General features: G+C 72.0%; 26 protein-coding genes. 7 read left to right on the forward strand and 19 right to left on the reverse strand.

Going from position 1 to position 22,808, the window contains the following annotated elements:
- From ABZ810_RS04755 to ABZ810_RS04785, 7 genes are all read right to left on the reverse strand, one after another.
- Positions 1 to 360: an NADH-quinone oxidoreductase subunit A gene (locus tag ABZ810_RS04755; RefSeq protein WP_358399252.1), complete on the reverse strand. Its 360-nt coding sequence runs from the start codon at positions 358 to 360 to the stop codon at positions 1 to 3.
- Positions 361 to 536: 176 nt separating this feature from the next.
- Positions 537 to 1,793, reverse strand: a complete 1,257-nt coding sequence (locus tag ABZ810_RS04760) for a geranylgeranyl reductase family protein (protein ID WP_358399254.1) — start codon at positions 1,791 to 1,793, stop codon at positions 537 to 539.
- A gap of 123 nt (positions 1,794 to 1,916) precedes the next feature.
- Entirely contained in the window at positions 1,917 to 2,618 is a 702-nt protein-coding gene (locus ABZ810_RS04765) for a demethylmenaquinone methyltransferase (protein ID WP_358399257.1), read from the reverse strand.
- Between the two features lie 74 nt (positions 2,619 to 2,692).
- Positions 2,693 to 3,949, reverse strand: a complete 1,257-nt coding sequence (locus ABZ810_RS04770; RefSeq protein ID WP_358399258.1) for a glycosyltransferase family 4 protein — start codon at positions 3,947 to 3,949, stop codon at positions 2,693 to 2,695.
- Between the two features lie 83 nt (positions 3,950 to 4,032).
- Positions 4,033 to 4,158, reverse strand: coding sequence for a hypothetical protein (locus ABZ810_RS04775; protein ID WP_358399260.1), 126 nt, complete (start codon positions 4,156 to 4,158; stop codon positions 4,033 to 4,035).
- A 72-nt stretch (positions 4,159 to 4,230) separates the two neighbouring features.
- Positions 4,231 to 4,470, reverse strand: coding sequence for a DUF4229 domain-containing protein (locus ABZ810_RS04780; RefSeq protein ID WP_358399262.1), 240 nt, complete (start codon positions 4,468 to 4,470; stop codon positions 4,231 to 4,233).
- An 83-nt stretch (positions 4,471 to 4,553) separates the two neighbouring features.
- Positions 4,554 to 5,513 (reverse strand): threonine/serine dehydratase, encoded by a 960-nt coding sequence (locus tag ABZ810_RS04785; protein WP_358399264.1) that lies wholly within the window; start codon positions 5,511 to 5,513, stop codon positions 4,554 to 4,556.
- A gap of 244 nt (positions 5,514 to 5,757) precedes the next feature.
- Here ABZ810_RS04785 and ABZ810_RS04790 point away from each other — a divergent pair, with 244 nt between their 5' ends.
- On the forward strand, positions 5,758 to 5,958 hold the full coding sequence (locus ABZ810_RS04790; RefSeq protein ID WP_151559136.1) for a BldC family transcriptional regulator: 201 nt from the start codon (positions 5,758 to 5,760) through the stop codon (positions 5,956 to 5,958).
- Positions 5,959 to 6,058: 100 nt separating this feature from the next.
- Here the strand turns inward: ABZ810_RS04790 and ABZ810_RS04795 are convergent, their stop codons facing one another.
- A complete protein-coding gene (locus ABZ810_RS04795) occupies positions 6,059 to 6,316 on the reverse strand; it encodes a hypothetical protein (protein ID WP_358399267.1) in 258 nt (85 codons plus the stop codon).
- A 69-nt stretch (positions 6,317 to 6,385) separates the two neighbouring features.
- The gene (locus ABZ810_RS04800; protein WP_358399269.1) at positions 6,386 to 7,327 is read right to left on the reverse strand and encodes a hypothetical protein; all 942 of its coding nucleotides are present in this window, start codon (positions 7,325 to 7,327) and stop codon (positions 6,386 to 6,388) included.
- A 115-nt stretch (positions 7,328 to 7,442) separates the two neighbouring features.
- Between ABZ810_RS04800 and ABZ810_RS04805 the strand changes: the two genes are divergently transcribed.
- Complete coding sequence (locus ABZ810_RS04805; protein WP_358399272.1) at positions 7,443 to 7,736, forward strand: PLDc N-terminal domain-containing protein; 294 nt, start codon at positions 7,443 to 7,445, stop codon at positions 7,734 to 7,736.
- 15 nt (positions 7,737 to 7,751) lie between these two features.
- Here the strand turns inward: ABZ810_RS04805 and ccsB are convergent, their stop codons facing one another.
- From ccsB to ABZ810_RS04840, 7 genes are all read right to left on the reverse strand, one after another.
- Positions 7,752 to 8,792 carry a c-type cytochrome biogenesis protein CcsB gene (gene ccsB, locus ABZ810_RS04810; RefSeq protein ID WP_358399274.1) on the reverse strand — a complete coding sequence of 347 codons (1,041 nt, stop codon included), beginning with the start codon at positions 8,790 to 8,792 and terminating at the stop codon, positions 7,752 to 7,754.
- Positions 8,793 to 8,797: 5 nt separating this feature from the next.
- Positions 8,798 to 10,507, reverse strand: a complete 1,710-nt coding sequence (locus ABZ810_RS04815) for a cytochrome c biogenesis protein ResB (protein WP_358399276.1) — start codon at positions 10,505 to 10,507, stop codon at positions 8,798 to 8,800.
- 1 nt (position 10,508) lies between these two features.
- Entirely contained in the window at positions 10,509 to 11,261 is a 753-nt protein-coding gene (locus tag ABZ810_RS04820; RefSeq protein WP_358399277.1) for a cytochrome c biogenesis protein CcdA, read from the reverse strand.
- Positions 11,262 to 11,277: 16 nt separating this feature from the next.
- The gene (locus ABZ810_RS04825) at positions 11,278 to 11,853 is read right to left on the reverse strand and encodes a TlpA disulfide reductase family protein (protein WP_358399278.1); all 576 of its coding nucleotides are present in this window, start codon (positions 11,851 to 11,853) and stop codon (positions 11,278 to 11,280) included.
- A 48-nt stretch (positions 11,854 to 11,901) separates the two neighbouring features.
- Entirely contained in the window at positions 11,902 to 12,543 is a 642-nt protein-coding gene (locus ABZ810_RS04830) for a histidine phosphatase family protein (protein ID WP_358399280.1), read from the reverse strand.
- Between the two features lie 68 nt (positions 12,544 to 12,611).
- On the reverse strand, positions 12,612 to 13,886 hold the full coding sequence (locus tag ABZ810_RS04835) for a HAMP domain-containing sensor histidine kinase (RefSeq protein ID WP_358399282.1): 1,275 nt from the start codon (positions 13,884 to 13,886) through the stop codon (positions 12,612 to 12,614).
- Positions 13,883 to 14,539: a response regulator transcription factor gene (locus tag ABZ810_RS04840; RefSeq protein ID WP_358399284.1), complete on the reverse strand. Its 657-nt coding sequence runs from the start codon at positions 14,537 to 14,539 to the stop codon at positions 13,883 to 13,885. Before ABZ810_RS04840 ends, ABZ810_RS04835 begins: the two co-directional genes overlap by 4 nt.
- 158 nt (positions 14,540 to 14,697) lie before the next feature.
- On the opposite strand from ABZ810_RS04840, the gene ABZ810_RS04845 reads away from it, so the two are divergent.
- Genes ABZ810_RS04845 through ABZ810_RS04860 form a run of 4 tightly spaced genes read left to right on the forward strand, consistent with a single transcriptional unit; the run spans position 14,698 to position 18,345 of the window.
- Positions 14,698 to 15,249, forward strand: a complete 552-nt coding sequence (locus tag ABZ810_RS04845) for a hypothetical protein (RefSeq protein ID WP_358399287.1) — start codon at positions 14,698 to 14,700, stop codon at positions 15,247 to 15,249.
- Positions 15,246 to 16,424, forward strand: coding sequence for a peptidoglycan-binding protein (locus ABZ810_RS04850; RefSeq protein WP_358399288.1), 1,179 nt, complete (start codon positions 15,246 to 15,248; stop codon positions 16,422 to 16,424). Before ABZ810_RS04845 ends, ABZ810_RS04850 begins: the two co-directional genes overlap by 4 nt.
- Positions 16,421 to 17,140: an ABC transporter ATP-binding protein gene (locus ABZ810_RS04855; RefSeq protein ID WP_358399291.1), complete on the forward strand. Its 720-nt coding sequence runs from the start codon at positions 16,421 to 16,423 to the stop codon at positions 17,138 to 17,140. The genes ABZ810_RS04850 and ABZ810_RS04855 overlap by 4 nt, the downstream gene beginning before the upstream one ends.
- Complete coding sequence (locus ABZ810_RS04860) at positions 17,137 to 18,345, forward strand: ABC transporter permease (protein WP_358399292.1); 1,209 nt, start codon at positions 17,137 to 17,139, stop codon at positions 18,343 to 18,345. The genes ABZ810_RS04855 and ABZ810_RS04860 overlap by 4 nt, the downstream gene beginning before the upstream one ends.
- Before the next feature lie 64 nt (positions 18,346 to 18,409).
- Here the strand turns inward: ABZ810_RS04860 and ABZ810_RS04865 are convergent, their stop codons facing one another.
- From ABZ810_RS04865 to ABZ810_RS04875, 3 genes are read right to left on the reverse strand one after another with little or no spacing between them, the layout of a single operon-like run.
- On the reverse strand, positions 18,410 to 19,021 hold the full coding sequence (locus ABZ810_RS04865) for a hypothetical protein (RefSeq protein WP_358399294.1): 612 nt from the start codon (positions 19,019 to 19,021) through the stop codon (positions 18,410 to 18,412).
- A gap of 47 nt (positions 19,022 to 19,068) precedes the next feature.
- Entirely contained in the window at positions 19,069 to 20,823 is a 1,755-nt protein-coding gene (locus ABZ810_RS04870) for a serine/threonine-protein kinase (RefSeq protein ID WP_358399297.1), read from the reverse strand.
- A gap of 59 nt (positions 20,824 to 20,882) precedes the next feature.
- Positions 20,883 to 21,809 (reverse strand): LysR substrate-binding domain-containing protein, encoded by a 927-nt coding sequence (locus ABZ810_RS04875; RefSeq protein WP_358399299.1) that lies wholly within the window; start codon positions 21,807 to 21,809, stop codon positions 20,883 to 20,885.
- 72 nt (positions 21,810 to 21,881) lie between these two features.
- Between ABZ810_RS04875 and ABZ810_RS04880 the strand changes: the two genes are divergently transcribed.
- Positions 21,882 to 22,805 carry an EamA family transporter gene (locus ABZ810_RS04880; RefSeq protein ID WP_358399301.1) on the forward strand — a complete coding sequence of 308 codons (924 nt, stop codon included), beginning with the start codon at positions 21,882 to 21,884 and terminating at the stop codon, positions 22,803 to 22,805.
- The last annotated feature ends 3 nt before the right edge of the window (positions 22,806 to 22,808 follow it).

Genomic DNA, 22,808 nt, shown 5'->3' on the forward strand with positions numbered 1-22,808 from the left:
TCAGTCCCACTCCAGACCACCGCGCCGCCAGATGTAGGCGTACGCCACCAGCACGGTGAGGATGAACAGGACCATCTCCACAAGACCGAAAATCCCCAGGTGGTCGAACGCGACGGCCCAGGGATAAAGGAAGATGATCTCAATGTCGAAGACGATGAAGAGCATCGCCGTCAGGTAGTACTTGATCGGAAAACGTCCGCCGCCCACGGGCTGCGGAGTCGGCTCGATGCCGCATTCGTAGGCGTCGAGCCGGGCCCGGTTCCAGCGCTTCGGGCCCGTGAGAGCGGCCATCGCCACCGAACCCGCCGCGAAAAGGAAGGCGAGAACTCCCAGCACGATGATCGGAACATAGAGATCCATGCCTCTACAGCCCCTCCTCGGTACGTACGACGTTGTACGGGGCGCGCGCCGAGCCGGTCACCGTACTCGGGCGCGCCTCGGTGGCGTGTCCCATTCCACGATCGTGACGTCCATCACGAATACGGGTCGCCACCTTAGCCAAGGTGATCAATAGCACTCCCCTCGGGGGGTCGGTCCTACGCGGCTGGTGCCACCTTCTGCATCGCGTTGATGACCCGGTCCATCGCGTCGCCGCCCTTGGGATCGGTGAGATTCGCCAACAGCTTGAGCGTGAAACGCATCAACGTGGGGTGCGGCAGGCCGTGCGTGGTCAGGAACTTCATGACCCGTGGGTCGCCGATGGCTTGGACGAAGACACGGGCGAGCGTGAAATAGCCGCCGTGCTCGTCCTTGAGAATGCGGGGGTACTCGTACAACGTGCGCTCCCGCTGGCCGGGAGTGCGCCGTGCGAGCGCCTGGACGATGAGGTCGGCGGCGAGGTGGCCGGACTCGAGGGCGTAGTCGATGCCCTCCCCGTTGAACGGGTTGACCATCCCGCCCGCGTCGCCGACGAGCAGCATGCCGCGGGTGTAGTGCGGCTGCCGGTTGAAGCCCATGGGGAGCGCCGCGCCGCGGATCGGGCTGGTCGCGTGCTCCTCGTCGAACCGCCACTCCTCCGGCATGTTGGCGCACCAGCGCTTGAGCATGCCGCGGTAGTCGACGTCCTTGAACGACTTGCTGGTGTTGAGCAGGCCGAGCCCGACGTTGCAGGTGCCGTCGGCGACCGGGAAGACCCAGCCGTAGCCGGGGAGCAGGCGTTCGCCGTCCCAGAGCTCCAGCCACGCCTCCATGTACTCGTCGGTGTGGCGCGGGCTCTCGAAGTAGCGCCGCACCGCCACGCCCATCGGGCGGTCCTCGCGGCGCCGGACGTCCATCGCGGTGGAGAGCCGGGAGGAGACGCCGTCGCAGGCCACCACCAGCCGCGCCCGGAACTCCACCTCCTCGCCCTCGTACTTGGCGGTCACGCCGACGATGCGGTCGGTGCGCTCGTCCAGGATCGGGGCCTGCACGTTGCAGCCCTGGAGGAGCTTGGCGCCGGCCTTGACCGCGTGCTCGGCGAGCAGCTGGTCGAGGTCCATGCGGGTGCGGACGAGCCCGTAGTCGGGGAAGCTCGCGAGTTCCGGCCAGGGCAGCTCGATCTTGACGCCGCCGCCGTAGATGCGCAGGCCCTTGTTGCGGGCCCAGCCGGGGGCGTTGATGTCGACGCCCATGCTGACCAGCGCGCGGACCGCGCGGGGCGTGAGCCCGTCGCCGCAGATCTTGTCGCGCGGGAAAGTCGCCTTCTCCAGAAGCAGCACGTCCAGGCCGGCCTGTGCCAGCCAGTAGGCGGTCCCGGACCCGGCGGGTCCGGCCCCGACGACGATCACGTCTGCCGTGCGGGTGGAGTCGGTCACAACGTTCCTCTTTAGCTCGTTCGCTTGTGAAGTACTTCACAAGGATCCGTTGGGGAGTCTATTCCTTCTGGGGAGTCCGTGGGTACCTCTGGGGACACCCACTTTTGGACCGGTCCCAGACCGTCAGCCCGGGTTGGTGGCGTGATGGAGTGCCACGACCCCGAACGTCAGATTGCGCCAGCGGACCTTCTCCCAGCCCGCCTTCTGGACGATCCCGCCCAGCGCAGCCTGGTCGGGCCACGCCAGCGTCGATTCGGCCAAGTACCTGTAGGAATCCGGGTTGGAGCTCACCTTGGACAGCAGCGGCAGGCCGTAGCGGAGGTGCATCTTGTGCCCCGTCGCCAGCAGGCCGTTCGGCGGGTGGCTGACCTCGCAGACCAGGAGCCGCCCGCCCGGCTTGGCGACCCGCCGCATCTCCCGGAGTGCCAGCTCCGTGTCCGCGACGTTGCGCAATCCGAACGAAATCGTCACCGCGTCGAAGGACCCGTCCTCGAAGGGAAGCTTCAGCGCGTCGCCCGCGACGAACCGCAACCGCGCCACACCCGACTGCCTCCGCACGCCGACCCGCAACATCCCGAGGGAGAAGTCGCACGCCACCGTCTCGGCCCCAGCCACCGCGAACGGCACGGACGAGGTGCCCGTGCCGGCGGCGAGGTCCAGGACCCGTTCACCGGGCCGCGCGTCGACGGCCCGGACCACCTCCCGCCGCCAGCGCCGGTCCTGCCCACCGGTCATCAGACTGTTGAGCAGGTCGTACCGCTCCGCGGTGCTGTCGAACATCGCGGCGACGTCGGCGGGCTGCTTGTCGAGTGAGGCGCGGGTCATGCCCCAACCATAGAAGGCCCCGCAAACCCGCTCGCGACCCCGGTCCGCCCCTGGCGCCCGCCGCCGGCGGAGGCTCAGGTCAGGTCGCGGCCCCGGTCCCGCGTCAGGTCGGTCAGGAGGTCGTGCCAGCGGGTGGCCACCAGGGGTGGGTCGTAGGCCTGGGACGAGCGGCGGGCCTGGTCGCCCAGGCGGTGGCGGAGGGCCTCGTCCGCCATCACCTTGCGGAGGGTGGCGGTGAGCTCCTCCACGTTCCCGGCCGGGACGAGGAGACCGTCCACCCCGTTGGTGATCAGCTCCGCGGGGCCGGTCGGGCAGTCGAACGCGACGACGGGCAGGGCCTTGCTCATCGCCTCGATGACGACGAGCGGCAGGCCCTCGAAGCGCGAGGAGAGCACGTAGACCGAGGCCCGGGTCATCTCCTCCGCGAGGTGGGGGGTGCGCGGGCTCAGGACGACGCGTTCGCCCAGCCCGGCCTCGGCGATCTGCCGCTTGAGCGCGCCGCGGTGGGCCCCCGACCCGAAGACGCGCAGCGTCCAGTCCGGGAACTCGCGCGCCAGCGGCTCGTACGCGCGGATCAGGAGGTCGAAGCCCTTCTGGCGGGTGAGCCGTCCGGCGGCGAGCAGCACCTTGGCGTCGCGGCGGGACGGGCCGCCGGCCAGCTCGGGCAGGGCGTTGGGGATGCACGTGATCCGGACCGGCGAACCGGCCAGGGCATCCGCGTAGTCGGCGCGGGACCGTTCGGTGAGGACCGCCAGCGCGTCCAGGCGGCGGTAGGAGCGGGCGATCTCGGCGCGGACGACCGGATGGTAGGAGCCCAGGTTCATGTGGTCCTGGCCGATCGTGACGGTGCCGCGCGGCGCGAGCTCGGCGACGAGCAGGTTGAGCGACGGGCGGGTGCCGATCAGCACGTCCGGGGACCGCCCGAGCAGGACGCGGAGCAGGCGCAGGTCGCCGCGCAGGTTCATGCGGCGGAACGTGGCCTCGCCGATCGGCGTGAGCAGGCTCGGCAGCCGCGCGAGCCGCCCGCCGGGCGAGTCCACCCCGTCGTCGGCGAAGAGCACCCGGACTCCGGGCGGGATCGGGAAGAACGGCTCCGCGCTCGTCCGGTGCACGCTGACGATCTCGACGTCGTGGTCGCTGGCCAGCTCGCCGCTCAGGTTGAGGACGGTGCGGATGGTGCCGCCCGTCCCGTTCACGTGCTGGAGCAGGATGCGGATCCGCAGGCGCTCGCGCCTCCTGGGCCGGGGGCGGACGCGCAGCAGCAGCCGCGCCGCCCGCAACGCCGTCCGTCGCAGCAGCCGGTGAGCCTGTCGTTTCGAGAGCCGGTTCATGAATCCGCTCCGTCGGAGCTCCCCTTCGGCTTCATGGGACCTGTGAGGACTCGTGCCCGGACGGAGCGGATTCATGTCGGCGATCAGCTCAGTCCGTAGGCGCGGAGCACGGTCTGGTCGACCGTGGTGGCGCCGCCGTCGGAGGCGTGCAGGCGGAGCGAGACGTGTCCCTGGTGGGCCGCCGGGTGGATCACGCGCGCGCCTGCCACCGGTTCGGCTCCTCCTTGTGATCACTCACAAGGAAGTGGCCGGGCGGCGCCGTTCGTTGCAGCCGGGCGGCGTCAGCCGTCCTCTTTGGCCCGCGACTCGTCGAACTTCTTGCGCCGGCCGACCCACCCGGAGGTGACGGCCGACGACATGGCGTCCCGCTGACCGGACAGCAGGACGAAGCTGATGATCCCGCTGATCAGCAGGGCCATCAGGAGCAGGAGGACGCCGCGCGCGCCGAAGAGCGCGAGGACGGCGGCGGTGGCGAGGAAGATCCCCAGCCGCGCGACGGTGTAGAAGAGTACGGAGCGCATGACGGTCCCGAGCCTACCCGCGCCCCGCCGCTGCCCGGCGCCGGCGTCCCTGGTCGGCCGCCGGACGGAGCCCACGCGAGCGGTCAGGCGAGGACGTCCGCGAAGAGCGCCGGGTCGACGTTGCCGCCCGACAACACCGACACGTACGTCTCGGCGGCGGGCAGCTCGTCGCGGCGGAAGAGGTAGGCCGCGGTGGCGACGGCGCCGCCCGGCTCGGAGATGAGCCGGGCCTGGCGGGCCAGCCTGCGCATCGCCTGGCGGATCTCCTCCTCGCCGACCGTGACGATGTCGTCGACGAACTCCATGATGTGCGCGAACGGCAGGTCGCCGAGCCGCTGGGCGCGCAGCGCGTCGGCGATGGTGCGGCCGGTCTCCTCCGCCGACCAGGCCACCGGCGTGCGGGCGCGGAACGAGGCGCGGGCGTCGGCGGCGAGCTCCGGCTCGACGCCGATGACCTTGATCTCCGGGCGCATCTGCTTGACCGCGGCGGCCGTACCGGCGATCAGGCCGCCGCCGCCGACCGGGACCAGCACCACCCCGGCGTCCGGGGCGTCCTGGACGATCTCCATGCCGACGGTGCCCTGACCGGCGATGATCCCCGGGTGGTCGAACGGCGGCACGAGCGTGAAACCGTGCGCCTCCGCCAGCCGTTCGGCGGTGGCGGTGCGCGCCTCCATCGTCGGCTCGACGTACACGATCTCGGCGCCGAGCGCCATGCACGCCTCGACCTTCACTCCGGGGGTCGTGTGCGGAATGACGAGCACCACCGGAATGTCCAATGCCCGCGCGGTATAGGCGACCGCTTGGGCATGGTTTCCACTGGAATGTGTCACCACGCCCTTGCGCCGTTGCTCTTCCGGCATCGCGGCGATCGTGGCGTAGGCGCCGCGCAGTTTGAACGCCCCGATGGGCTGGAGCGACTCGGCCTTCACCAGGAGCCGCGGCGTACTGAGCGGAAAGGGCACCAGCGGAGTACGGACGGCCACGTCCGCGAGCCGGGCGGCGGCCCGTTCGATCTCCTCCAGAGGCACAAGATCGGACATGCCACCGAGCCTACGGGCATGTCCTCTGAGGTGGTTAACGGGCGGTTCCGATCGGGACGTGACGGGTCTATAGAGATCAACGTGACGCCTGTGCCCAATGCCATGTTTACTTCACGTTATTTCTGCTGTTCACGCGATCACTCACCGTGATGTTTTGCGAAAACAAGGGAGAAATCGGTCTTGCTCCGCCACACTAGGAAACAGTCCACCCGCACCGAGAGCGGGACAAAGGGGGAGAGATAACGTGGAAAGCACGTCCGAGCGTCTGCTCACCCCAGGAGAGGTGGCAGCCCTCTTCCGGGTCGATCCCAAGACCGTGACGCGCTGGGCCGCGGCGGGCCGGATCAGCAGCATCCGCACTCCCGGCGGCCACCGCCGCTTCCGCGAGTCCGAGGTACACGCCCTGCTGCGCGGGGAAGAGCCGGTAGCCGAGCACGTGCGCTGAGCGCCAGACGCCCTCCGCCCCACTCGGCCCGCCTCCCCGCGCGGCGGCGGTGCCCGGACGCGAGTCGACTCCTCCTCGCCCCCGCAGGACCCCCACGCCTCTAGTCGTCCCTGCCCGCCTTCCACTCCTCGAACTGGCGAAGCAGGTCCGCGTCCCCCTCGCGCCAGCCGCGCCGCTTCTCCTCCAGCTCCTCCTCGGTCAGCGACTGGCCGAGCAGCCGGTCGTAGTCGGGGTCGTCGGGGCCGATCTCCACGTACGCCTGGGCGATGATCCGTCCCTCGTCGGTGCCCTCGTCGGGGTTGAGCAGGACGCTCTGGGGCACCCGGAGCGTTCCGTCGGGTAGCCGGATCACGTACATCGTCGATCACCTTCGTGCTGGTCGGGCAGCCTTGAGGTTCCGTCTTCAGCTTGTGTCGTCGGGGTTCCGTCAGATTCCGTAGCGGCGGTTGAAGAAGAGCATGACATCGAGTGCGGCTCGGATGTTGCCGGCGAGCATATCGACCAAAGCGGGCCGTTGGCGGGCGGAAATGGCCGCGAACGCGTCGGCGAAGAACTCCCGGCGGCCGAGATCATCGGGCTGCAGGTGGAAGTCGCTGGCGAGGAAGGGCCGGCACTGGTCGTAGAGCGCCCGGAACTCCGGGCTGTCGGACGTCCAGCCGCCGTCGCCGCCGTCGATGTCGTCGAGGGCGTGCCCGACCTCGTGCATCATCACGTCCGGCGTGGGCGACGGGCGGTCCCCCACCACGATCTTGCGGTCGCCGTAGGCGCCGGCGCAGATGTCCCACGTGGCCCGGCCCGACGGCAGCGGCCGGTCGCGCAGATGGCCCATGTCGTCGAGCTGCGGGACGCCGCCCGGCCCGACGTAGATGCCGTCGAGCCCGCCCGCCAGCTTCTCCTTGATGGAGTCGGGCAGCGCGGCCAGGCTCTCGACGGCCCGGACGACCTCCGGTGTCGGCGGCCCCTGCCGGGCGTCCCACTGGCGATAGAGAATGCCCTCCAGCGGGCCACAGTGCCGCAGCCCGTCGGGAGCCCGGCCGGGCCTGCCGGGCGGGTGCGGCTCGGCGCGCTGCGGCTGGTCGTCGAGCTCGAAGTCGCGCCACGAGTAGCCGGCGGACCGCGCGTCCCTGTTGCGGACCCCGCCGGGACGCCGGGGCCCCGCCGCCTGCTCGGAGGCGGCATCGGCGGCGGCCCGCACGGAGAAGTCGTCGTCACGGCCGGCCTTGCGGAACCTGCCGAAACGGTCCCGGGGCTGGTTGCTGCGCGCGCGGATCTGCCGCGTGTCCGGCCGCTGCCCCGACTCCGGGGGCGAGGGCGAGTACGAGGTGTCCCTCAGCTCCCGGGACTTGCGGTGGATGCCTTTGAACCGCATCGGGCTCCTCTGTCAGCGGGCCCCCCGAATCATCAAGCGACAGGGCCCCCGAGGCAGCGTAAGCCGGAACCCGACACGCCGTCATCCCCATGAGTCACGGACTAGTCTCGGGGGCATGGGGTTCGTGCTGCTCGTACTCCTCCTTGTGGGAGTTTGGCTCTTCTGCCTTTTCGACGTCCTCGGCACCGACGAGACCGACGTACGGCACCTGCCCAAGTTCGGCTGGTTCCTGGTCGTGCTGCTCGGATTCCTGCTCGGCGCCGCCGCCTGGCTGACGCTCGGCAGGCCGCGTCGCCCGCCTCAGGAGGAGGTGTGGCCGCTGCCGGGCGCGTCCGGATCCCCGAAGGGCCCGGACGACGACCCGGCGTTCCTGCGCGATCTCGACCGCCGTCTGCGCGACGAGGAATGACCCCCGGGACGGGGATCAGGCGTAGGAGTGCAGCCCGGAGAACATGTAGTTGACGCCGAAGAAGTTGAACATCAGGCAGGCGAAGCCGACCAGCGACAGGATCGCGGCCTTGCGCCCGCGCCACCCGGCCGTGGCGCGGGCGTGCAGGTAGGCGGCGTAGGCGATCCAGGTGATGAACGACCAGATCTCCTTGGGGTCCCAGCCCCAGTAGCGGCCCCACGCCTCGTCGGCCCAGATCGCGCCCATGATGATCGCCGCGGTCCAGATCGGGAACGCGAACATCGTGACGCGCAGCGCCAGCCGGTCGAGGTTGTCGGCGGAGGGCACCCGGGCGAGCAGGCCGCCCGCCTCGGCGCCGGCGGCCAGCGGCGGGCCGTCGGCGGCCGCCGCCCTGACCTGCTGCCGGGCCTCCTGCCTGGCCTTGAACAGGTAGAGGATGGTCGCCGCGCCGGCCACCGTGAACGCGCCGGTCGCGATGATGGCGGCGCTGACGTGGATGGCGATCCAGTAGGAGTTGAGGGCCGGGACCAGCGGGCCGACCTCGTCGTACAGCCAGATGTTGGCGACGCCGAGCGCGATCACCGCGGCGAGCATGACGAACGCGCCGAGGAAGCGCGCCTTGTAGCGGAAGGCCACGAAGAGGTACGCGGTCACCGCGGCGAACGCGATGGCGGTGAGGAACTCGTACATGTTGCCCCACGGCCAGCGTTCGCCGGCGAGGCCGCGGGTGACGATCGTGCCGAGGTGCGCTCCCCAGCCGAGCAGGTTGAGCACGACGGCCAGCTGGCCCCAGTCGCGGGGCTCGGCCTGCTCCGCGTCGTCGCCGGTGGCGGAGGCGCCGGCCGGGCCGGTGGCCGCGGCGTCACCGGCCGCGGCGCCGTCGGGGCCCACGAGGACCTTGGCCGTGGAGACGGCCTCGGCCTCCGCCGTCTCCCGGCGGCGCCGTCCGGGCCCGAAGCCCAGGTCGGCCGCGTAGGCGACCATGGCGACGATGTAGAGCACGACGGTGCTCAGCATGAGCTTGTCGCTCAGATCGGCGAGGTCGGCACTGCTCACCCTCGTCACTCCTCAGATTCGGTCGCCGAAGCGGCGGTCTCGCCGTCGCCGGCCTTGGTCTCGCCGTCGCCGGCCTTGTCGGTGCCAGGCGCGTCCGTGCCGGGCCTCTCCTGCGGGCCGCGCAGCGCGGCCACGATGTCGTCGAACTCGGAGGTCGGGTTGCCGAGCGTCAGCCCGCCGACCTCGACCACGGTACGCCCGCCCTTCCCGGCGGCCGCACGGACCCACACCCTGCGGCGCCGCACCATGAACGAGGCGACCACCCCGACGATGGCCAGGACCGCCGCGACCAGCGCGGGAACGCGGCCCGGGTCACGGTTGACCGACAGGCTCATCCACTCCCTGAGCCCCTCGAACGTGACCGACCCGGCGCCGTCGGGGAGCGTGAACGTCTCCCCCGGCTTCATGATCTTCTGGCCGTCCTTGCCGAGCGGCTGCAGCGTCGTGCCGATGCCCTCGAGCTTGTAGACCGACTGCGGGGTGCCCGAGTCCAGGCCCAGGTCGCCCTTGAACGAGGAGATCGTGATCATCGGGTTGAGCGGGGCCGGGAAGGCCGAGGTGACGTTCTTGTCCTCGGTGACCGCGGCGCTCGGCCACAGGATGGCGTAGAACGCGAGCTGCTCCGGCTCGGCGTCGGGGACCTTGATGACGCCCTCGGAGGTCAGGCCGCGGTTCTCCACCTCCAGGAACGGCACCGCGTCCCGGAAGGCCACGTTGCCCTTGGCGTCGCGCACGGTGAAGACCGGCGAGTAGCCGTGGCCCAGCATGTAGACCTTGGCGCCGCCGACGTCGAGCGGATGGTTGACCTTGAGGTCGTAGGACTTCTCCGGCGAGCCGGGGGTCTCGCGGTAGCGCACCTTGGCCACGAAGTCGGTGGCCTGGCCGCGCTTGGGCCCCTGCGTCTCGTACGTGGCCCGGTAGTCGTCCAGGGTCAGCGTGAACGGCGGCAGGTCGTCGCTGTCGAACTCGCGTCCCGGCATGAACTGGTCGTAGCGCGACAGCGAGTTGGCGAACGTGTTGCCCTCGGTCAGCAGCACGTTCCCGCGGTAGCCGAACGAGGACCCGAGCCCCAGCGCGAACAGCAGCGCCAGCAGCGCGAGGTGGAAGACCAGGTTGCCGGTCTCGCCCAGGTAGCCCTTCTCCGCCGCGACCGACCCCTTGGCCGCGCCGCCCTTCGTGGCGTCCGCGGCCGAGACGTCGACCCGGAAACGCCGGCGGCGCAGCACCTCGCGCGCCTCGGCGAGGACCTCGTCCGGCGTGGCGCCGGTCTCGTACGACTCCGACTGCGGCAGCCGCGACAGGTTGCGCGGCGCCGCGGGCGGGCGGGCGCGCATCGCGCGGTAGTGCTTGAACGCGCGCGGGATCACGCACCCCGCGAGCGAGACGAACAGCAGAATGTAGATCGCCGCGAACCAGGGCGCGGCGAACACGTCGAACAGCGAGAGCCGGTCGAACCACGGCGCGAGGACGGTGTGGTCCTTGAAGTACTGGTCGACCTTCTCGGGGGCCTGCCCGCGCTGCGGCAGGATCGACCCGGGCACCGCGCCCAGCGCGACCAGGAAGAGCAGGATCAGCGCGGTCCGCATGGTGGTGAGCTGGCGCCAGGCCCAGCGCAGCCAGCCCAGGGGCCCGATCCCCCGGGGCCGTGGCACCTCCTCGGCCGCCTGCCGTTCCGGTGGCGCCGCGGTGCCGGGTTCGATGTCGGTGTCGTTCATCTCAAATCACCGGTTCGAAGCCGCTGATCCACGACTTCAGCTGAAGGGTCATGTCGTCCCAGAGGCCGGTCACCAGCAGCAGCCCGATCGCGACGAGCATCCCGCCGCCGATGCGCATGACCAGCTGGTAGTGCCGTTTGACCGCGCCGAACGCGCCCAGCGCGCGCCGGTACGCCAGCGCGGTGATCACGAACGGCAGGCCGAGGCCGACGCAGTACGCCAGCGACAGTAGTGCCCCGCGCCCGGCGCTCGCCTCGGTGACCGACAACGCCTGCACGGCACCGAGCGTCGGCCCGATGCAGGGCGTCCACCCGACGCCGAACAGCACGCCCAGCAGCGGCGCGCCCACCAGGCCGGCCTCCGGCAGCCGCCCGGACTTGAGCGTGCGCTGCAGCCCGGGCACGAACCCCATGAACGCGAGCCCGAAGAGGATCGTCACCGCGCCCAGCACCCGCGTGATGACGTCCTGGTATTCCAGCAGCCAGCGCCCGAGCCCGCCGAACAGCAGCCCGTAGCTCACGAACACCGCGGTGAAGCCCGCGATGAACAGCGCGGCGCCGGCGACCAGCCGCCACCGCCGCTGCTCGGCGAGGTCGGCGCCGCTCATGCCGGTGACGTAGGAGAGGTAGCCCGGCACCAGCGGCAGCACGCACGGCGAGGCGAACGACACCAGCCCCGCCAGGGCGGCGAGCGGCGCCGCCACCAGCAACGACCCGCTGGTGACGGTCTCGTCCACCCCGGCGAGAGCGCTCATCGCCCGCTCACGAAGATCACTGTTCGGCCGCGACCTTGGTCACGAGGGGGGCCAGCTTGGAGTAGGTCGTGGCGCCCACGATGCGGGCGGCGACCCGGCCCTGCCGGTCCAGGATGAGCGTGCTCGGGATGGCGTTCGGCGGCACGTCCCGGAACGCCAGCGTGATCTGCCCGTCCTCGTCGAAGAGGCTCGGGTAAGTGATCTTGAACTTGCGCTCGAACGCCTTGGCGTTGTCGCGGCTGTCCTTGAAGCCGACGCCGACGAACTCCACGCCCTTGGCCTTGTGCTCCTTGTAGACCTGCTCGAGCGAGGGGGCCTCGCCGCGGCACGGCGCGCACCACGAGGCCCAGAAGTTGACGACGGTGACCTTGCCCTTGAGGTCGGCGATGCTCAGCCGCTCGCCCTCCAGCGTCGTGCCCTCCGCCCGCGGCGCGGCCTTGCGGTCCGCGGGCCCGATCTCCTGCGCGTTGCCGCTGCCCGCGATGAAACGGTTGCCGCCGCCCTCGGGCCCGTCCGAGGCGGACGACCCCGCGCAGCCCGCGAGCAGGCCGCACAGGGCGGCCACACCGAGGAGTTTCCCAGGGGAGGTCACACGACCCTCCTACAACTACAGCTTGTAGTATTCAATCTAGCGGCCGGGTCAGGCACCCGCGACACTGGGGCCCTTGGCGATCCCCGCCGCGGGCTCGTGGTAGCTCACCTCGACCAGCCGGCTGCCCTCGAACGCCAGGCTGGTGACGCTGGCCAGATCGCACTGCCGCTTGGCGGGATGGTGCCACAACCGCCGGTGCTCGGCGTGCAGCCGCAGGATCCACACGGGCAGCTGGTGGCTGACGCAGACCGCCTCGTGCCCGGTCGCCGCGTCCCTGGCCCTGATCACCGCGGCCCTCATGCGGGCGGCGATCTCCTTGTAGGGCTCGCCCCACGAAGGCCTGATCGGGTTGACCAGGAAGCGCCAGTGCTCGGGGCGCCGCAACGACCCGCTGCCCACCCCGAAGGTCATCCCCTCGAAGTGGTTGTCGGCCTCGATGAGCCGATCGTCCACCGTCACCGGCAGGTCCAGGGCGTCGGCCAGTGGCGCGGCCGTCTCCAGCGCCCGCTGCATGGGCGAGGAGAACACGGCGGTCACGTCCCGTTCGCCGAACCATCTGGCCGCGGCCTTGGCCATGAGGACACCGTCCTCACTGAGCCGGTAGCCCGGCAGCCGCCCGTACAGCACACCCTCGGGGTTGTGCACCTCACCGTGCCGCAGCAGGTGAACGATCGTCTTCTTTCCAGTCATGGCGTCGCCAGGTTACCCGCGCCGCCTTCGTGGGCCCGCCCCCGGGCGGCCCGGGCACGTCACCTTCCTCACATGCGGATGATCTCCCGGTGCGCGGGGTCGCGGGCGAGGGCCGGACCGGCCGCCGGCAGCGTGACGGTCACCTCCAGCCCGCCGCCGGGGTTGGCGCGGGCGGCGACGGTCCCGTCATGGGCCGCCACGATGGAGCGCACGATGGACAACCCGAGCCCGACGCCCTTGGACGAGACCAGCCGGTCGCTGTCGGCGCGGCGGAAGGGCTCGAAGAGGGCGGGGATCTCGTAGGGCGGGACGACGGGGCCGCTGTTGGTGACGATCAGCCGGACGTGGTCGCCGGACGCGCGGCTGGTGACCGTCACGTGGCCGCCGCGACCGGAGTTGTGACGGATGCCGTTCTCCACGAGGTTCTGGACCAGGCGTTCCAGCAGGAGTGCGTCGCCCGCGGTGGTGGCCTCGCCGGCGTCCTCCCGCACGGTGATGCCCTCCTGGTCGGCCTCGTGCGCGGTCTGGGCGGTGACGTGCCCGACGACGTCGGCGAGATCGACGGGCGCGCGGGTGATGACCTCGTTCTCCGAGCGGGCCAGGAGCAGCAGGCCGGCGATCAGGCGTTCGTGCCGGGCGTTGATGTCCAGCAGGGTCTCGCCGAGCTGGATCACCTCGGGCGGCGCGTTCTTGCGGTGCATCGCCACCTCGACCATGGCGCGGCCGAGGGTGAGGGGCGTGCGCAGCTCGTGCGAGGCGTTGGCGACGAAGCGGCGCTGGCCGTCGAAGGAGCGGTCGAGCCGTTCGACCATGGTGTCGAAGGTGTCGGCCAGCTCCTTGACCTCGTCGTCGCGGCCACTGAGCGCGATGCGTTCGTGCAGGTTGTGGTCGGCGGCCGGGGCGCCGGCGATGCGCCGGGCGGTGTCGGTGACCTGGTGCAGCGGCGCCAGGACGCGGCCCGCGATCAGCCAGCCGAAGCCCGCGGCCAGGCCGCCGACCGCCAGCAGGGCGAGACCTCCCTGGGTGACCAGCGAGGTCGCTGCGGCCTCGCGCACCCTGGCCTGCTCCTCCTTCACCCACTGCTCCATCGGGGCCATGTCGGTCCCAGCGGGCGCCGGCGTGCCCTGGGGCGGCCCGCCCACGCCGGTGACGCGGGTCCTCTTGCCGTCCGGGGTGTTCTCGGTGATCGCCAGGTAGCGCTTGCCGCTGCGCTGGTCGAGCTGCTGGTTGAACAGGACGTAGGTGACGCCGAGGAGCAGGAGCCCGGCGACGAAGAACAGGCCGCCGTAGGTCAGGGTCAGGCGGGTGCGCAGCGTGACGCGGCGCGGCGACGGGCGTTTCACGGGATCCGGTACCCCACTCCCTTGATGGTCTCGACCACGGGCGGGTCGGCGAGCTTGCGGCGCAGCTTGAGGATGGTGAGGCGGACGGCGCCGGTGAACGGGTCGGTGTGCTCGTCCCAGGCCTTCTCCAGGAGCTGCTCGGCGGAGACGACGCCGCCGCCGGCGCGGAGGAGCTCGGTGAGGACGGCGAACTCCTTGCGCGCGAGCGGCACGTACCGGCCGTCCCGGAACACCTCGCGGCGGGCCGGGTCCAGCGTGATCCCGGCGCGGCGCAGGATGGGCGGCGCGGCCGGCCGGGACCGGCGGCCGAGCGCCTGGACGCGGGCCGCGAGCTCGGGGAACGCGAACGGCTTGGTGAGGTAGTCGTCCGCGCCGATCCCGAGACCCTCCACCCGGTCGGTGACCTCCGCGGCGGCGGTGAGCATCAGCACGCGGGCCGCCGACTCGGCGGCGGTCAGCTCGCGGCAGACGTCGTCGCCGTGGACCAGGGGCAGATCGCGGTCGAGGACGACCACGTCGTAGTCGTTGACCGCGGCACGTTCGAGCGCGGCGGCCCCGTCGTACGCGAGGTCGACGGCGTGCGTCTCGTCCCGCAGCCACTCGGCGATCGCGTCGGCGAGCAGCCGTTCGTCCTCCACCACAAGCACGCGCATGTCGTCCCGTTCCTCTCGTCTCCCTCCCCGCCATGGTGACGACCGGCCTGTTTCCTTTCTGTTAGGAGCGCGCGGAAACGGAGGGGAAACGCACGGTCGCGTTGCATTCCTCCCGTCCGGCCGAAGCGGTTCGGCCTGAACAGGGAGACGAATTCACGATGCGACTGCAGAAGATCGGTGCGCTGGCGGCGCTGCCGCTGGCCCTGGCCCTCACCCTCGGCGCGTGCGGCGGGGACGACAAGGAGGGCGGCGTGGCCACCGTGAACGGCGCCAAGACGCAGGCGGCCGGCAACCCCAAGGCGAGCGCGGACCCGCAGGAGATGGGCCAGAAGTACGCCGAGTGCATGCGCAAGAACGGCGTCCCGATGGAGGACCCGAAGGACGGCCGGGTCATGCTCAAGATCGATCCGAAGCTGCCCAAGGCGACCGTGGACAAGGCCATGGAGACCTGCCGCCAGTACAGCCCGCAGCAGAACGCGGCGGGCGGCAACGACCCGCAGGCGCAGGAGCGCGGCCTCAAGTTCGCCGAGTGCATGCGCAAGAACGGGGTCGAGAAGTTCCCCAACCCCAAGCCCGGCCAGAAGGGCATCATGATCAACAAGAACGAGATCGGTGACGACGCCGATCTCGAGACCGCCCAGAAGGCCTGCATGCCGATCATGCAGGGCGGCGGCCCGGACGGTGGCCCGAACGGCGGTGCCGGGCAGTGACCAGCGACGCCGCCGTGGAGCACCAGGGCGGCCCGCCGCCCGGCCTGGACGGCCAGGCCGGGGGGCCGCCCCCCGAACCTGAGGAGAAGCGCCCCCGCCGTCGCCGCCGTTCACGCGCCAAGGTCGTCGCGGCCCTGGCGATCGTGGCGGCGGGGGCCGTCGCCGCGGTCGCCACCGTGGCCCTCACCGGGAACGGCGACGGCGCCGCGACGGCCGCGAGCACGCTGCCGCCGAGCACGGCGCAGGTCACCGAGCAGACCCTCAAGGACACCCAGAACGCCGACGGGCAGCTCGGCTTCGGCACCACCAGCACCGCCACCGGCAGACTGCCCGGCACGCTCACCAGCCTGCCGGAGAGCGGCAGCGAGATCGGCCGGGGGCGGACGCTCTTCAAGGTCGACGACGACCCGATCCTGCTGATGTACGGGTCGCGGCCGGCGTACCGGGACCTGCGGTCGGGCGTGGAGGGCAACGACGTTCTCCAGCTCGAACGCAACCTGAGCGCGCTCGGGTACGACGGCTTCACCGTCGACGACGAGTTCACCGGCGACACCGCCGCGGCCGTCCAGGAATGGCAGGACGACAAGGGCCTGGAGGAGACCGGCGTCGTCGAGCTGGGCCGGGTGGTGTTCGCGCCCGGCGAGATCCGGGTCGAGAGCCTTCAGGCCGGCGAGGGCGACCCGGTCCGTCCGGGCACCAAGGTGCTCTCCTACACCGGCACGGACAAGGCCGTCACCGTCGAGCTGGAGGCCACCGACCAGCGGCTGGCCAAGCAGGGCGCCACGGTCGAGATCACGCTGCCGGACGACACCACCGTGCCCGGCAGGATCACCGAGGTGGCCACGGTGATCCAGCCCGCGAGCGGCTCGAACGAGGAGGCCACGACCAAGGTCCAGGTGGTCATCGACCTCACCACGGCCAAGGCGCAGAAGGCCGCCGCCGACTACGCCATGGCCTCGGTGGACGTCGCCTTCACCGCCGGCACCCGCAGGGACGTGCTCACCGTGCCGGTCGCGGCGCTGGTGGCGCTCCAGGAGGGCGGGTTCGGCGTCGAGGTCGTCAAGGGCGGCACGAGCTCGTACGTGCCGGTCAAGACGGGGCTCTTCGCGAACGGGCAGGTGGAGATCTCCGGCACCGGCATCGCCGAGGGCACGACCGTGGGGATGCCGAAATGATCTCCCTGCGCGAGGTGACCAAGCGGTACGCGGGCGGGGTGACCGCGCTCGGCGGGGTCACCCTGGAGATCGCGCAGGGCGAGCTCGTCGCGATCGTCGGCCCGTCCGGCTCGGGCAAGTCGACCATGCTCAACGTGCTCGGCACGCTCGACCGGCCGACCTCGGGCAGCGTGCACATCGACGGTTTCGAGGTGGGGAGGCTCTCGGACGCCAAGCTGTCGGCGCTGCGGGCGAGCCGGATCGGCTTCGTCTTCCAGCAGTTCCACCTCGCGCCGGGCACCGCGGCGCTGGACAACGTGGCGGACGGGCTGCTGTACACCGGGCGGCGGTCCGCCGTCCGGCGGCGGCTCGCGGCGGCGGCGCTGGAACGCGTCGGCCTCGGCCACCGCCTCGACCACCACCCGCACGAGCTGTCGGGCGGGGAACGCCAGCGCGTCGCCATCGCGCGGGCGGTGGCCGGCGAACCGGCGCTGCTGCTGGCCGACGAGCCGACCGGCGCGCTGGACTCGGCCTCGGGGGCCGGGGTGATGGACCTGCTGCGCGGCCTGAACGCGGCCGGCACCACGGTCGTCATCATCACGCACGACCGGGACATCGCCGCCGGGCTCCCCCGCCAGGTGCGCATGCGCGACGGCCTGGTCGTGTCGGACTCGGACCACGGCGCCCCGGCGGCCTCGCCCTCCGGCACCGCCGCCACCTCGGGGGTGGGCCGATGACCGCGATCGGGGTCCTGCGGCCAGCCCGCATGTGGCCGGGCGACGTGCTGAAGGTCGGCGCCGTCGGCCTGCGTACCCGTCCGATGCGGGCGTTCCTGTCCGCGCTGGGAATCGCCATCGGCATCGCCGCGATGGTCTCCGTCGTCGGCATCTCCTCGTCGTCGCGCGCCGACCTCGACCGGACGTTGTCGGCGCTGGGCACCAACCTGCTGACGGTCGCTCCCGGCAACACGCTGACCGGCGGGGAGGCCCAGCTGCCGACGGAGTCGGAGGCGATGGTGGGCCGGATCGCGCCGGTCCGGACGGTGTCGGCGATCGGGCTCATCGAGAGCGCGAAGGTCTACCGCAACAGCCGGATCGACGAGGCCGAGACCGGCGGGATCGCCACGTACGCCACCCGGACCGGGCTGCGCGCGGCGGTCGGCGCCGAGCTCCGCGACGGTACCTGGCTGAACGAGGCCACCGGCAGGTACCCGGCCACGGTGCTCGGCGCGAACGCGGCGCGGCGGCTCGGCATCGGCCACGCCGGACCCGAGGTGCAGGTGCTCATCGGCGGGCAGCTGTTCACCGTGATCGGCATCCTGGAGCCCGCCGCGCTCGCGGCGGACCTGGACAACGCGGCGCTGGTCGGGTGGCAGGCGGCCAGGAGCGAGCTCGGCTTCGACGGGCACCCGACGACGATCTACACACGTTCGGACGACGCGAGCGTGGAGGCGGTGCGGTCCGTGCTCGGGTCCACCGCCAACCCCGAGGCGCCCAACGAGGTCGAGGTGTCCCGGCCCTCCGAGGCGCTCACCGCCAAGAAGGCGACCGAGGAGGCGCTGACCGGGATGTTGCTCGGGCTCGGCGCGGTGGCGTTGCTGGTCGGCGGTGTCGGCGTGGCCAACACCATGGTCATCTCGGTGCTGGAACGCCGTGCGGAGATCGGCCTGCGCCGGTCGCTCGGCGCGACCCGGGGGCAGATCCGCACCCAGTTCCTGGCCGAGTCGCTCCTGCTGTCCGCGATGGGCGGGGCGGGCGGGGCGCTGATGGGAGGCCTGGTGACCTTCGGCTACGCGGTCTCCCAGGGCTGGCCGACCGTGATCCCGTTGTGGGCGGTGGCCGGCGGCGTGGGGGCCACGCTGGTCATCGGCGCGCTCGCGGGGCTCTATCCGGCGGTCCGCGCCTCACGCCTCTCCCCCACGGAGGCGCTCGCCGCGCAGTGACGCCGGAGGCGGGTGGCCCGGGAAGCGGGTGGCCCAGGGCCCTTCCCGGGCTCTGGGCCCCGGGTCATCCCTCCCAGTCGTGGCGGGCGAGGAAGGCGCGGTCGTCGCGGGCGTACTCGTCGAAGGCCCGCTTGACCTCGTCCAGCCCGGCGACGTGGGTCCGGAAGATCTTCCCTTGCCGGGAGTCCTTGTATTCGAGCTCGTAGCCGCCGCCGGGCTCGGGCGCCGCCTGCACGAAGTGGGCGCCGAAGACGACCAGGGCCGCGAACGGGTTCTGGAACGACAGGCGTTCCAGGGCGTCCTGGACGAGCTGGAGATCCGGGTCGGCCACCTGGAGGCCGTCGCCCGTGTGGAGCTGCATCCCCTCGTACGCGCCGGTCGGCCCGAGGTTGTGGACCAGGTCGCGCTCCGGGTCGTAGCAGGTCAGCCCGTAGGCCCTGGCGAGCCCGTAGACCTGCGCGGAGACCTCGTCCGCCCGTTCCGGCTCCATCGTGATCCGGACGAACCGGTCACCCTCGCCTTCCACCGGAACGCCGGGGAAGCGGCCGGCGAAGTCGTCGGCGAACGCGGCGGCCGACGGGTGCGGCGCGGCCCCCTCGTACGCCGCCACGGCCCGCGCGCGGGAGACCGGCGCACCGCCTTCGGGTTCGTGCCAGACGACCAGCTCGTACGTCACCCGGCCATCGTGCCATCACAGGCCGCCCGGCCCGTCTTCGGACGGGGTCAGCGGCGCGAGGCGGCGACGTGGGCGGCGACGCGCTGGGCGATCCGGTCGAGGTCGGCCTTGGCGATCTTCGAACGGCTCATGCCCTCGGCGTACCAGTAGGTCAGGGCGGCGGTGCAGATCGAGGCCCTGGCCCAGGGCATCACGCAGGAGACCGAGGTGGCCATCCCGTTCCGCGCCATCGTGGCCATGGTGACCTCGACGTACGGCGAGGAGGGCATGCTCCGCGGCTTGGCCGAGGCCTCGCCCGCCAGCATGGCCAGGACCCCGGGGACGCCGCTCGGCACGTCCTGCCTGCGGGCGAGCGCCTCCGAGCCGTCGCAGCCGGCGTCGCGCGACTGCGGCGCGTCCGGGAAGTAGACGCACTTGCTGATGTTCATGCTGCCGATCGAGAACGGGTACGAGTGGCGCACGAAGCCGCCGGCCGCGCCCTGGCCCACCTCCGAGCCGCCCGCGCCGTTCCCGTTGATCTCCTCGCAGGACTGTCCCGCCGCGCCGATGAGGTGCCGCCCCTGGCCGAACCGGTAGACCGCGGCCCCCCGCGGCAGCGAGACCTGCTCGGGCAGCCGGACGGGTGCGGGCGTCCCGCCGGGCGTCTGGCGCTGTCCGAGGGCGTCGGTCACCGGGCACTGCCGTACGGCCACGGTCGCGGCGACCGGCCGGGTGGCGAGCGTCGGGGACGGGCGGGGCGGCGGCGGGTCGCTCTGGGCGGTCTGCTGGACGACGACGAGCGAGCCGGCGATGACCACCGCCGCGCCGCCGGCCGCGGCGACCTTGCCCGTGGCGGTCGCCAGGATGCCCTTGATGCCGCCCGCGACCGCGTTGCCGCCCGTTCCCGCCCCGGCGGTCCCGGCCCCGACGCCGACACCGGCCGCGCCTCCCGGCACCGCGACGAGGGCGGCGAGCGGGAAGAGCGCCGCGAGGGCGGCCGACGCGGCGGCGAGCCTGCGGACGCCGCGCGCCTCCCACCCGGGCCCGTACGCGGCCTGCGCGACCCGTTCGAGCTCCTGGACGAACATCGCCGCACCGGGCGGACGCCCGGCCGGGTCCTTGGCCATGCCCGCGGCGACCAGCGGGCGCAGCGGCTCCGGCACCGCCTCGACCGGGATCTCCCCGGCGAGGTGGGCGTGGCGCAGCGCGGCCAGGTCACCGGCCGGATAGGGCCTCCGCCCGCTCACGCACTCGACGAACACGCAGGTGGCGGCATAGACGTCGGTCGCCGGGGTGGCCTGCTGCCCGGACCACTGCTCGGGCGACATGTAGACCGGCGTGCCCGCGCTGCCCGCGCCTCCGGCGGGGACCGCGACGCCGAAGTCGATCAGCTTGCTGCACCCGTCCGCCGGGACGACCACGTTGCCGGGCTTGTAGTCGCGATGGACGACGCCGAGGGCGTGGGCCGCGGCCAGTCCCAGCAGCGAACCCTTGAGAACCGCCAGCGACTCCTCGGGGCCGAGCGCCCCGTGCCGGGCCAGGATCTCCTTGAGCGAGACCCCGTCGATCGCCTCCATGACGATCGCGGCGCCCTCCGGCGCCTCGACCAGCCGGTAGAGGCGGGCGATGTGCGGGCTGCCGGCCTGTCCCAGCATCCGGGCCTCGTGCCGCAGCCGTTCCCGTTCACGTTCGTCGGTGCCGAACAGGTACTTGATCGCCACCGGCGCGCCGGACTCCCGGTGCCGGGCCAGCACCACGCGGCCCTGGGCGCCCTCGCCCAGCTCCCGCATCTCCTGGAAGCCGGGGATCTGCCAGCCGGTCACGCGCTCTCCTCAACCCGCCACGAACAGGGACAAGCAGGAGGAACATACCGTCTAAATGATCATCCGCTCTGGGCGGCGGCGGGGTCCGGGCCGGGCGGGGCGGCGTCGCGCAGCGCGTCCATGGCGGCACGGATGGCGGGACGGCGGGCCGCCTCCTCGCGCCAGACCGCGTAGACGCGGCGCGACAGCGACGTCTTCAGCGGCACCACCCGTACCCCCTCGGGCACGTCGCAGCGGCCCAGCCGGGGCAGGATGATGTTGCCGAGCCCGGCCCCGACCAGCGCGAGCTGGGTGGCGAACTCGTAGGCCATGTGGTCGATGCGCGGCTCGGCGTCGATCGACCGCAGCGTGTGCGTCAGCCAGTCGCAGCAGATGCTGCCCGGCGTCGAGCTGATCCACGGATCGCCGGCCAGCTCCTTCAGCTCGACCTCGTCCCGGCCCGCCAGCGGATGCTCGGCCGGCAGCGCGACGTCGGCGACGTCGTAGCCGATGGTGCCGCGGAGCAGGCCCTCGGGGATCGGCAGCGGCTCGTTGTTCCAGTCCTGGACGACGGCCATGTCGAGATCGCCGCGCACCACGCGCGGGATGCTCTGCATGGGGTCCTCCTCGTTGAGGATCACCCGCAGGTCGGGGTGGTCGGCGCGCAGGGCGCGCAGCGCCGTCGGCATCAGGCCGCGGATGGCCGTCGGGAACGCCGCGACCGCGAGCTCGCCGACGACCGCGCCGCGGTGCGCCTCCAGGTCGGCCTGGGCACGTTCGACCAGCGACAGGATGCGGTCGGCGTGTGTGACCAGGAGTTCGGCGGCGTCGGTGAGCCGCACGCCCCGGCCGTTGCGCTCCAGCAGCTTCTGGCCCGTCTCGCGTTCGAGCTTGGCGAGCTGCTGGGAGACGGCGGAGGTGGTCACGTGCAGCACGTCGGCCGCGGCGCTCACCGAGCCGTACGTGGCGACGGAGTGCAGGGCCCGCAGGCGTTCCAAGTCGAGCATGTAGCAACCCTAAAACGAGCCGTCAACTAATTCTAGATTGTCCTAAATCGAGCGTGTGGCCACGATGATGGCATGTCACCCCGTCACCTGCTGCTCGCCGTGATGATCGCCGCCATCTGGGGCTTCAACTTCGTGCCGATCAAGATCGGCCTGGACACGTTCCCGCCCCTGCTCTTCGCCGGCCTGCGCTTCGTCGTGTCGGCGCTGCCGGCGGTCTTCTTCGTCCGCCGGCCGCCGGTGGCGTGGAAGTGGATCCTCATGATCGGCACGGCGATCGGCGTCGGCCAGTTCGGCCTGATGTTCCTCGGCATGCGGCAGGGCATGCCCGCCGGCCTGGCCTCCGTCCTCCTCCAGTCGGCGGCGCTCTTCACGACCGTGTTCGCCATCGGCCTGCTGCACGAACGTCCCCGCCCGCTGCAGTCGGCCGGGATGCTGATCGCGCTGGGCGGGGTCACGCTGATCGGGGTCGACTTCGGCCAGGGCAGCCCGATCCTGGCGTTCGTGCTCACCGTCGGCGCCGCCGCGTCCTGGGGCCTGGGCAACGTCCTGATGCGCATGATGAACCAGGCCACCCCCGAGCCCGTCGACGGCTTCGCGTTCATGGTGTGGATGTCGCTGGTGCCGCCGCTGCCGATGTTCACGCTCTCGCTGATCTTCGAGGGCCCGTCCGCCGACCTCGACGCGCTCACCCACGTGCCCTGGCAGGCCTGGGCCTCGCTGGCCTACATCGCCTACCTGTCGACGCTCGTCGGGTTCGGCGCGTGGGGCTGGCTGATGCGGCGGTACGAGGCGGGCACGGTCGCGATGTACGCGCTGCTCGTCCCGCCGTTCGGGATCGCCTCCACCATCGTCGTCCTCGGCGAGGGCGTCAGCGGCACGCGCCTCTTCGCCGCCGCCCTCATCGTCGGCGGGGTCGCCCTCGGCAGCATCCGCCGCGGCGCCGCCCGGCCGCCCCTCCCCGTCTCCACGCCCGAACCGGCCCTCTCCAGCAGGTGATCA

The organism is Spirillospora sp. NPDC047279 (genome assembly GCF_040643285.1).
Taxonomy (GTDB): domain Bacteria; phylum Actinomycetota; class Actinomycetes; order Streptosporangiales; family Streptosporangiaceae; genus Spirillospora.

Excerpts from the sequence above, each read along its gene's own strand:
- ABZ810_RS04770 (WP_358399258.1), bottom strand. The coding sequence starts at position 3,949 with ATGAACCGGCTCTCGAAACGACAGGCTCACCGGCTGCTGCGACGGACG.
- ABZ810_RS04755 (WP_358399252.1), bottom strand. The coding sequence starts at position 360 with ATGGATCTCTATGTTCCGATCATCGTGCTGGGAGTTCTCGCCTTCCTT.
- ABZ810_RS04780 (WP_358399262.1), bottom strand. The coding sequence starts at position 4,470 with ATGCGCTCCGTACTCTTCTACACCGTCGCGCGGCTGGGGATCTTCCTC.
- ABZ810_RS04795 (WP_358399267.1), bottom strand. The coding sequence starts at position 6,316 with ATGTACGTGATCCGGCTACCCGACGGAACGCTCCGGGTGCCCCAGAGC.
- ABZ810_RS04880 (WP_358399301.1), top strand. The coding sequence starts at position 21,882 with ATGTCACCCCGTCACCTGCTGCTCGCCGTGATGATCGCCGCCATCTGG.
- ABZ810_RS04800 (WP_358399269.1), bottom strand. The coding sequence starts at position 7,327 with ATGCGGTTCAAAGGCATCCACCGCAAGTCCCGGGAGCTGAGGGACACC.
- ABZ810_RS04830 (WP_358399280.1), bottom strand. The coding sequence starts at position 12,543 with ATGACTGGAAAGAAGACGATCGTTCACCTGCTGCGGCACGGTGAGGTG.
- ABZ810_RS04820 (WP_358399277.1), bottom strand. The coding sequence starts at position 11,261 with ATGAGCGCTCTCGCCGGGGTGGACGAGACCGTCACCAGCGGGTCGTTG.
- ABZ810_RS04785 (WP_358399264.1), bottom strand. The coding sequence starts at position 5,513 with ATGTCCGATCTTGTGCCTCTGGAGGAGATCGAACGGGCCGCCGCCCGG.
- ABZ810_RS04875 (WP_358399299.1), bottom strand. The coding sequence starts at position 21,809 with ATGCTCGACTTGGAACGCCTGCGGGCCCTGCACTCCGTCGCCACGTAC.
- ABZ810_RS04840 (WP_358399284.1), bottom strand. The coding sequence starts at position 14,539 with ATGCGCGTGCTTGTGGTGGAGGACGAACGGCTGCTCGCCGACGCGATC.
- ABZ810_RS04845 (WP_358399287.1), top strand. The coding sequence starts at position 14,698 with ATGCGACTGCAGAAGATCGGTGCGCTGGCGGCGCTGCCGCTGGCCCTG.
- ABZ810_RS04805 (WP_358399272.1), top strand. The coding sequence starts at position 7,443 with ATGGGGTTCGTGCTGCTCGTACTCCTCCTTGTGGGAGTTTGGCTCTTC.
- ABZ810_RS04860 (WP_358399292.1), top strand. The coding sequence starts at position 17,137 with ATGACCGCGATCGGGGTCCTGCGGCCAGCCCGCATGTGGCCGGGCGAC.
- ABZ810_RS04855 (WP_358399291.1), top strand. The coding sequence starts at position 16,421 with ATGATCTCCCTGCGCGAGGTGACCAAGCGGTACGCGGGCGGGGTGACC.
- ABZ810_RS04815 (WP_358399276.1), bottom strand. The coding sequence starts at position 10,507 with ATGAACGACACCGACATCGAACCCGGCACCGCGGCGCCACCGGAACGG.
- ABZ810_RS04765 (WP_358399257.1), bottom strand. The coding sequence starts at position 2,618 with ATGACCCGCGCCTCACTCGACAAGCAGCCCGCCGACGTCGCCGCGATG.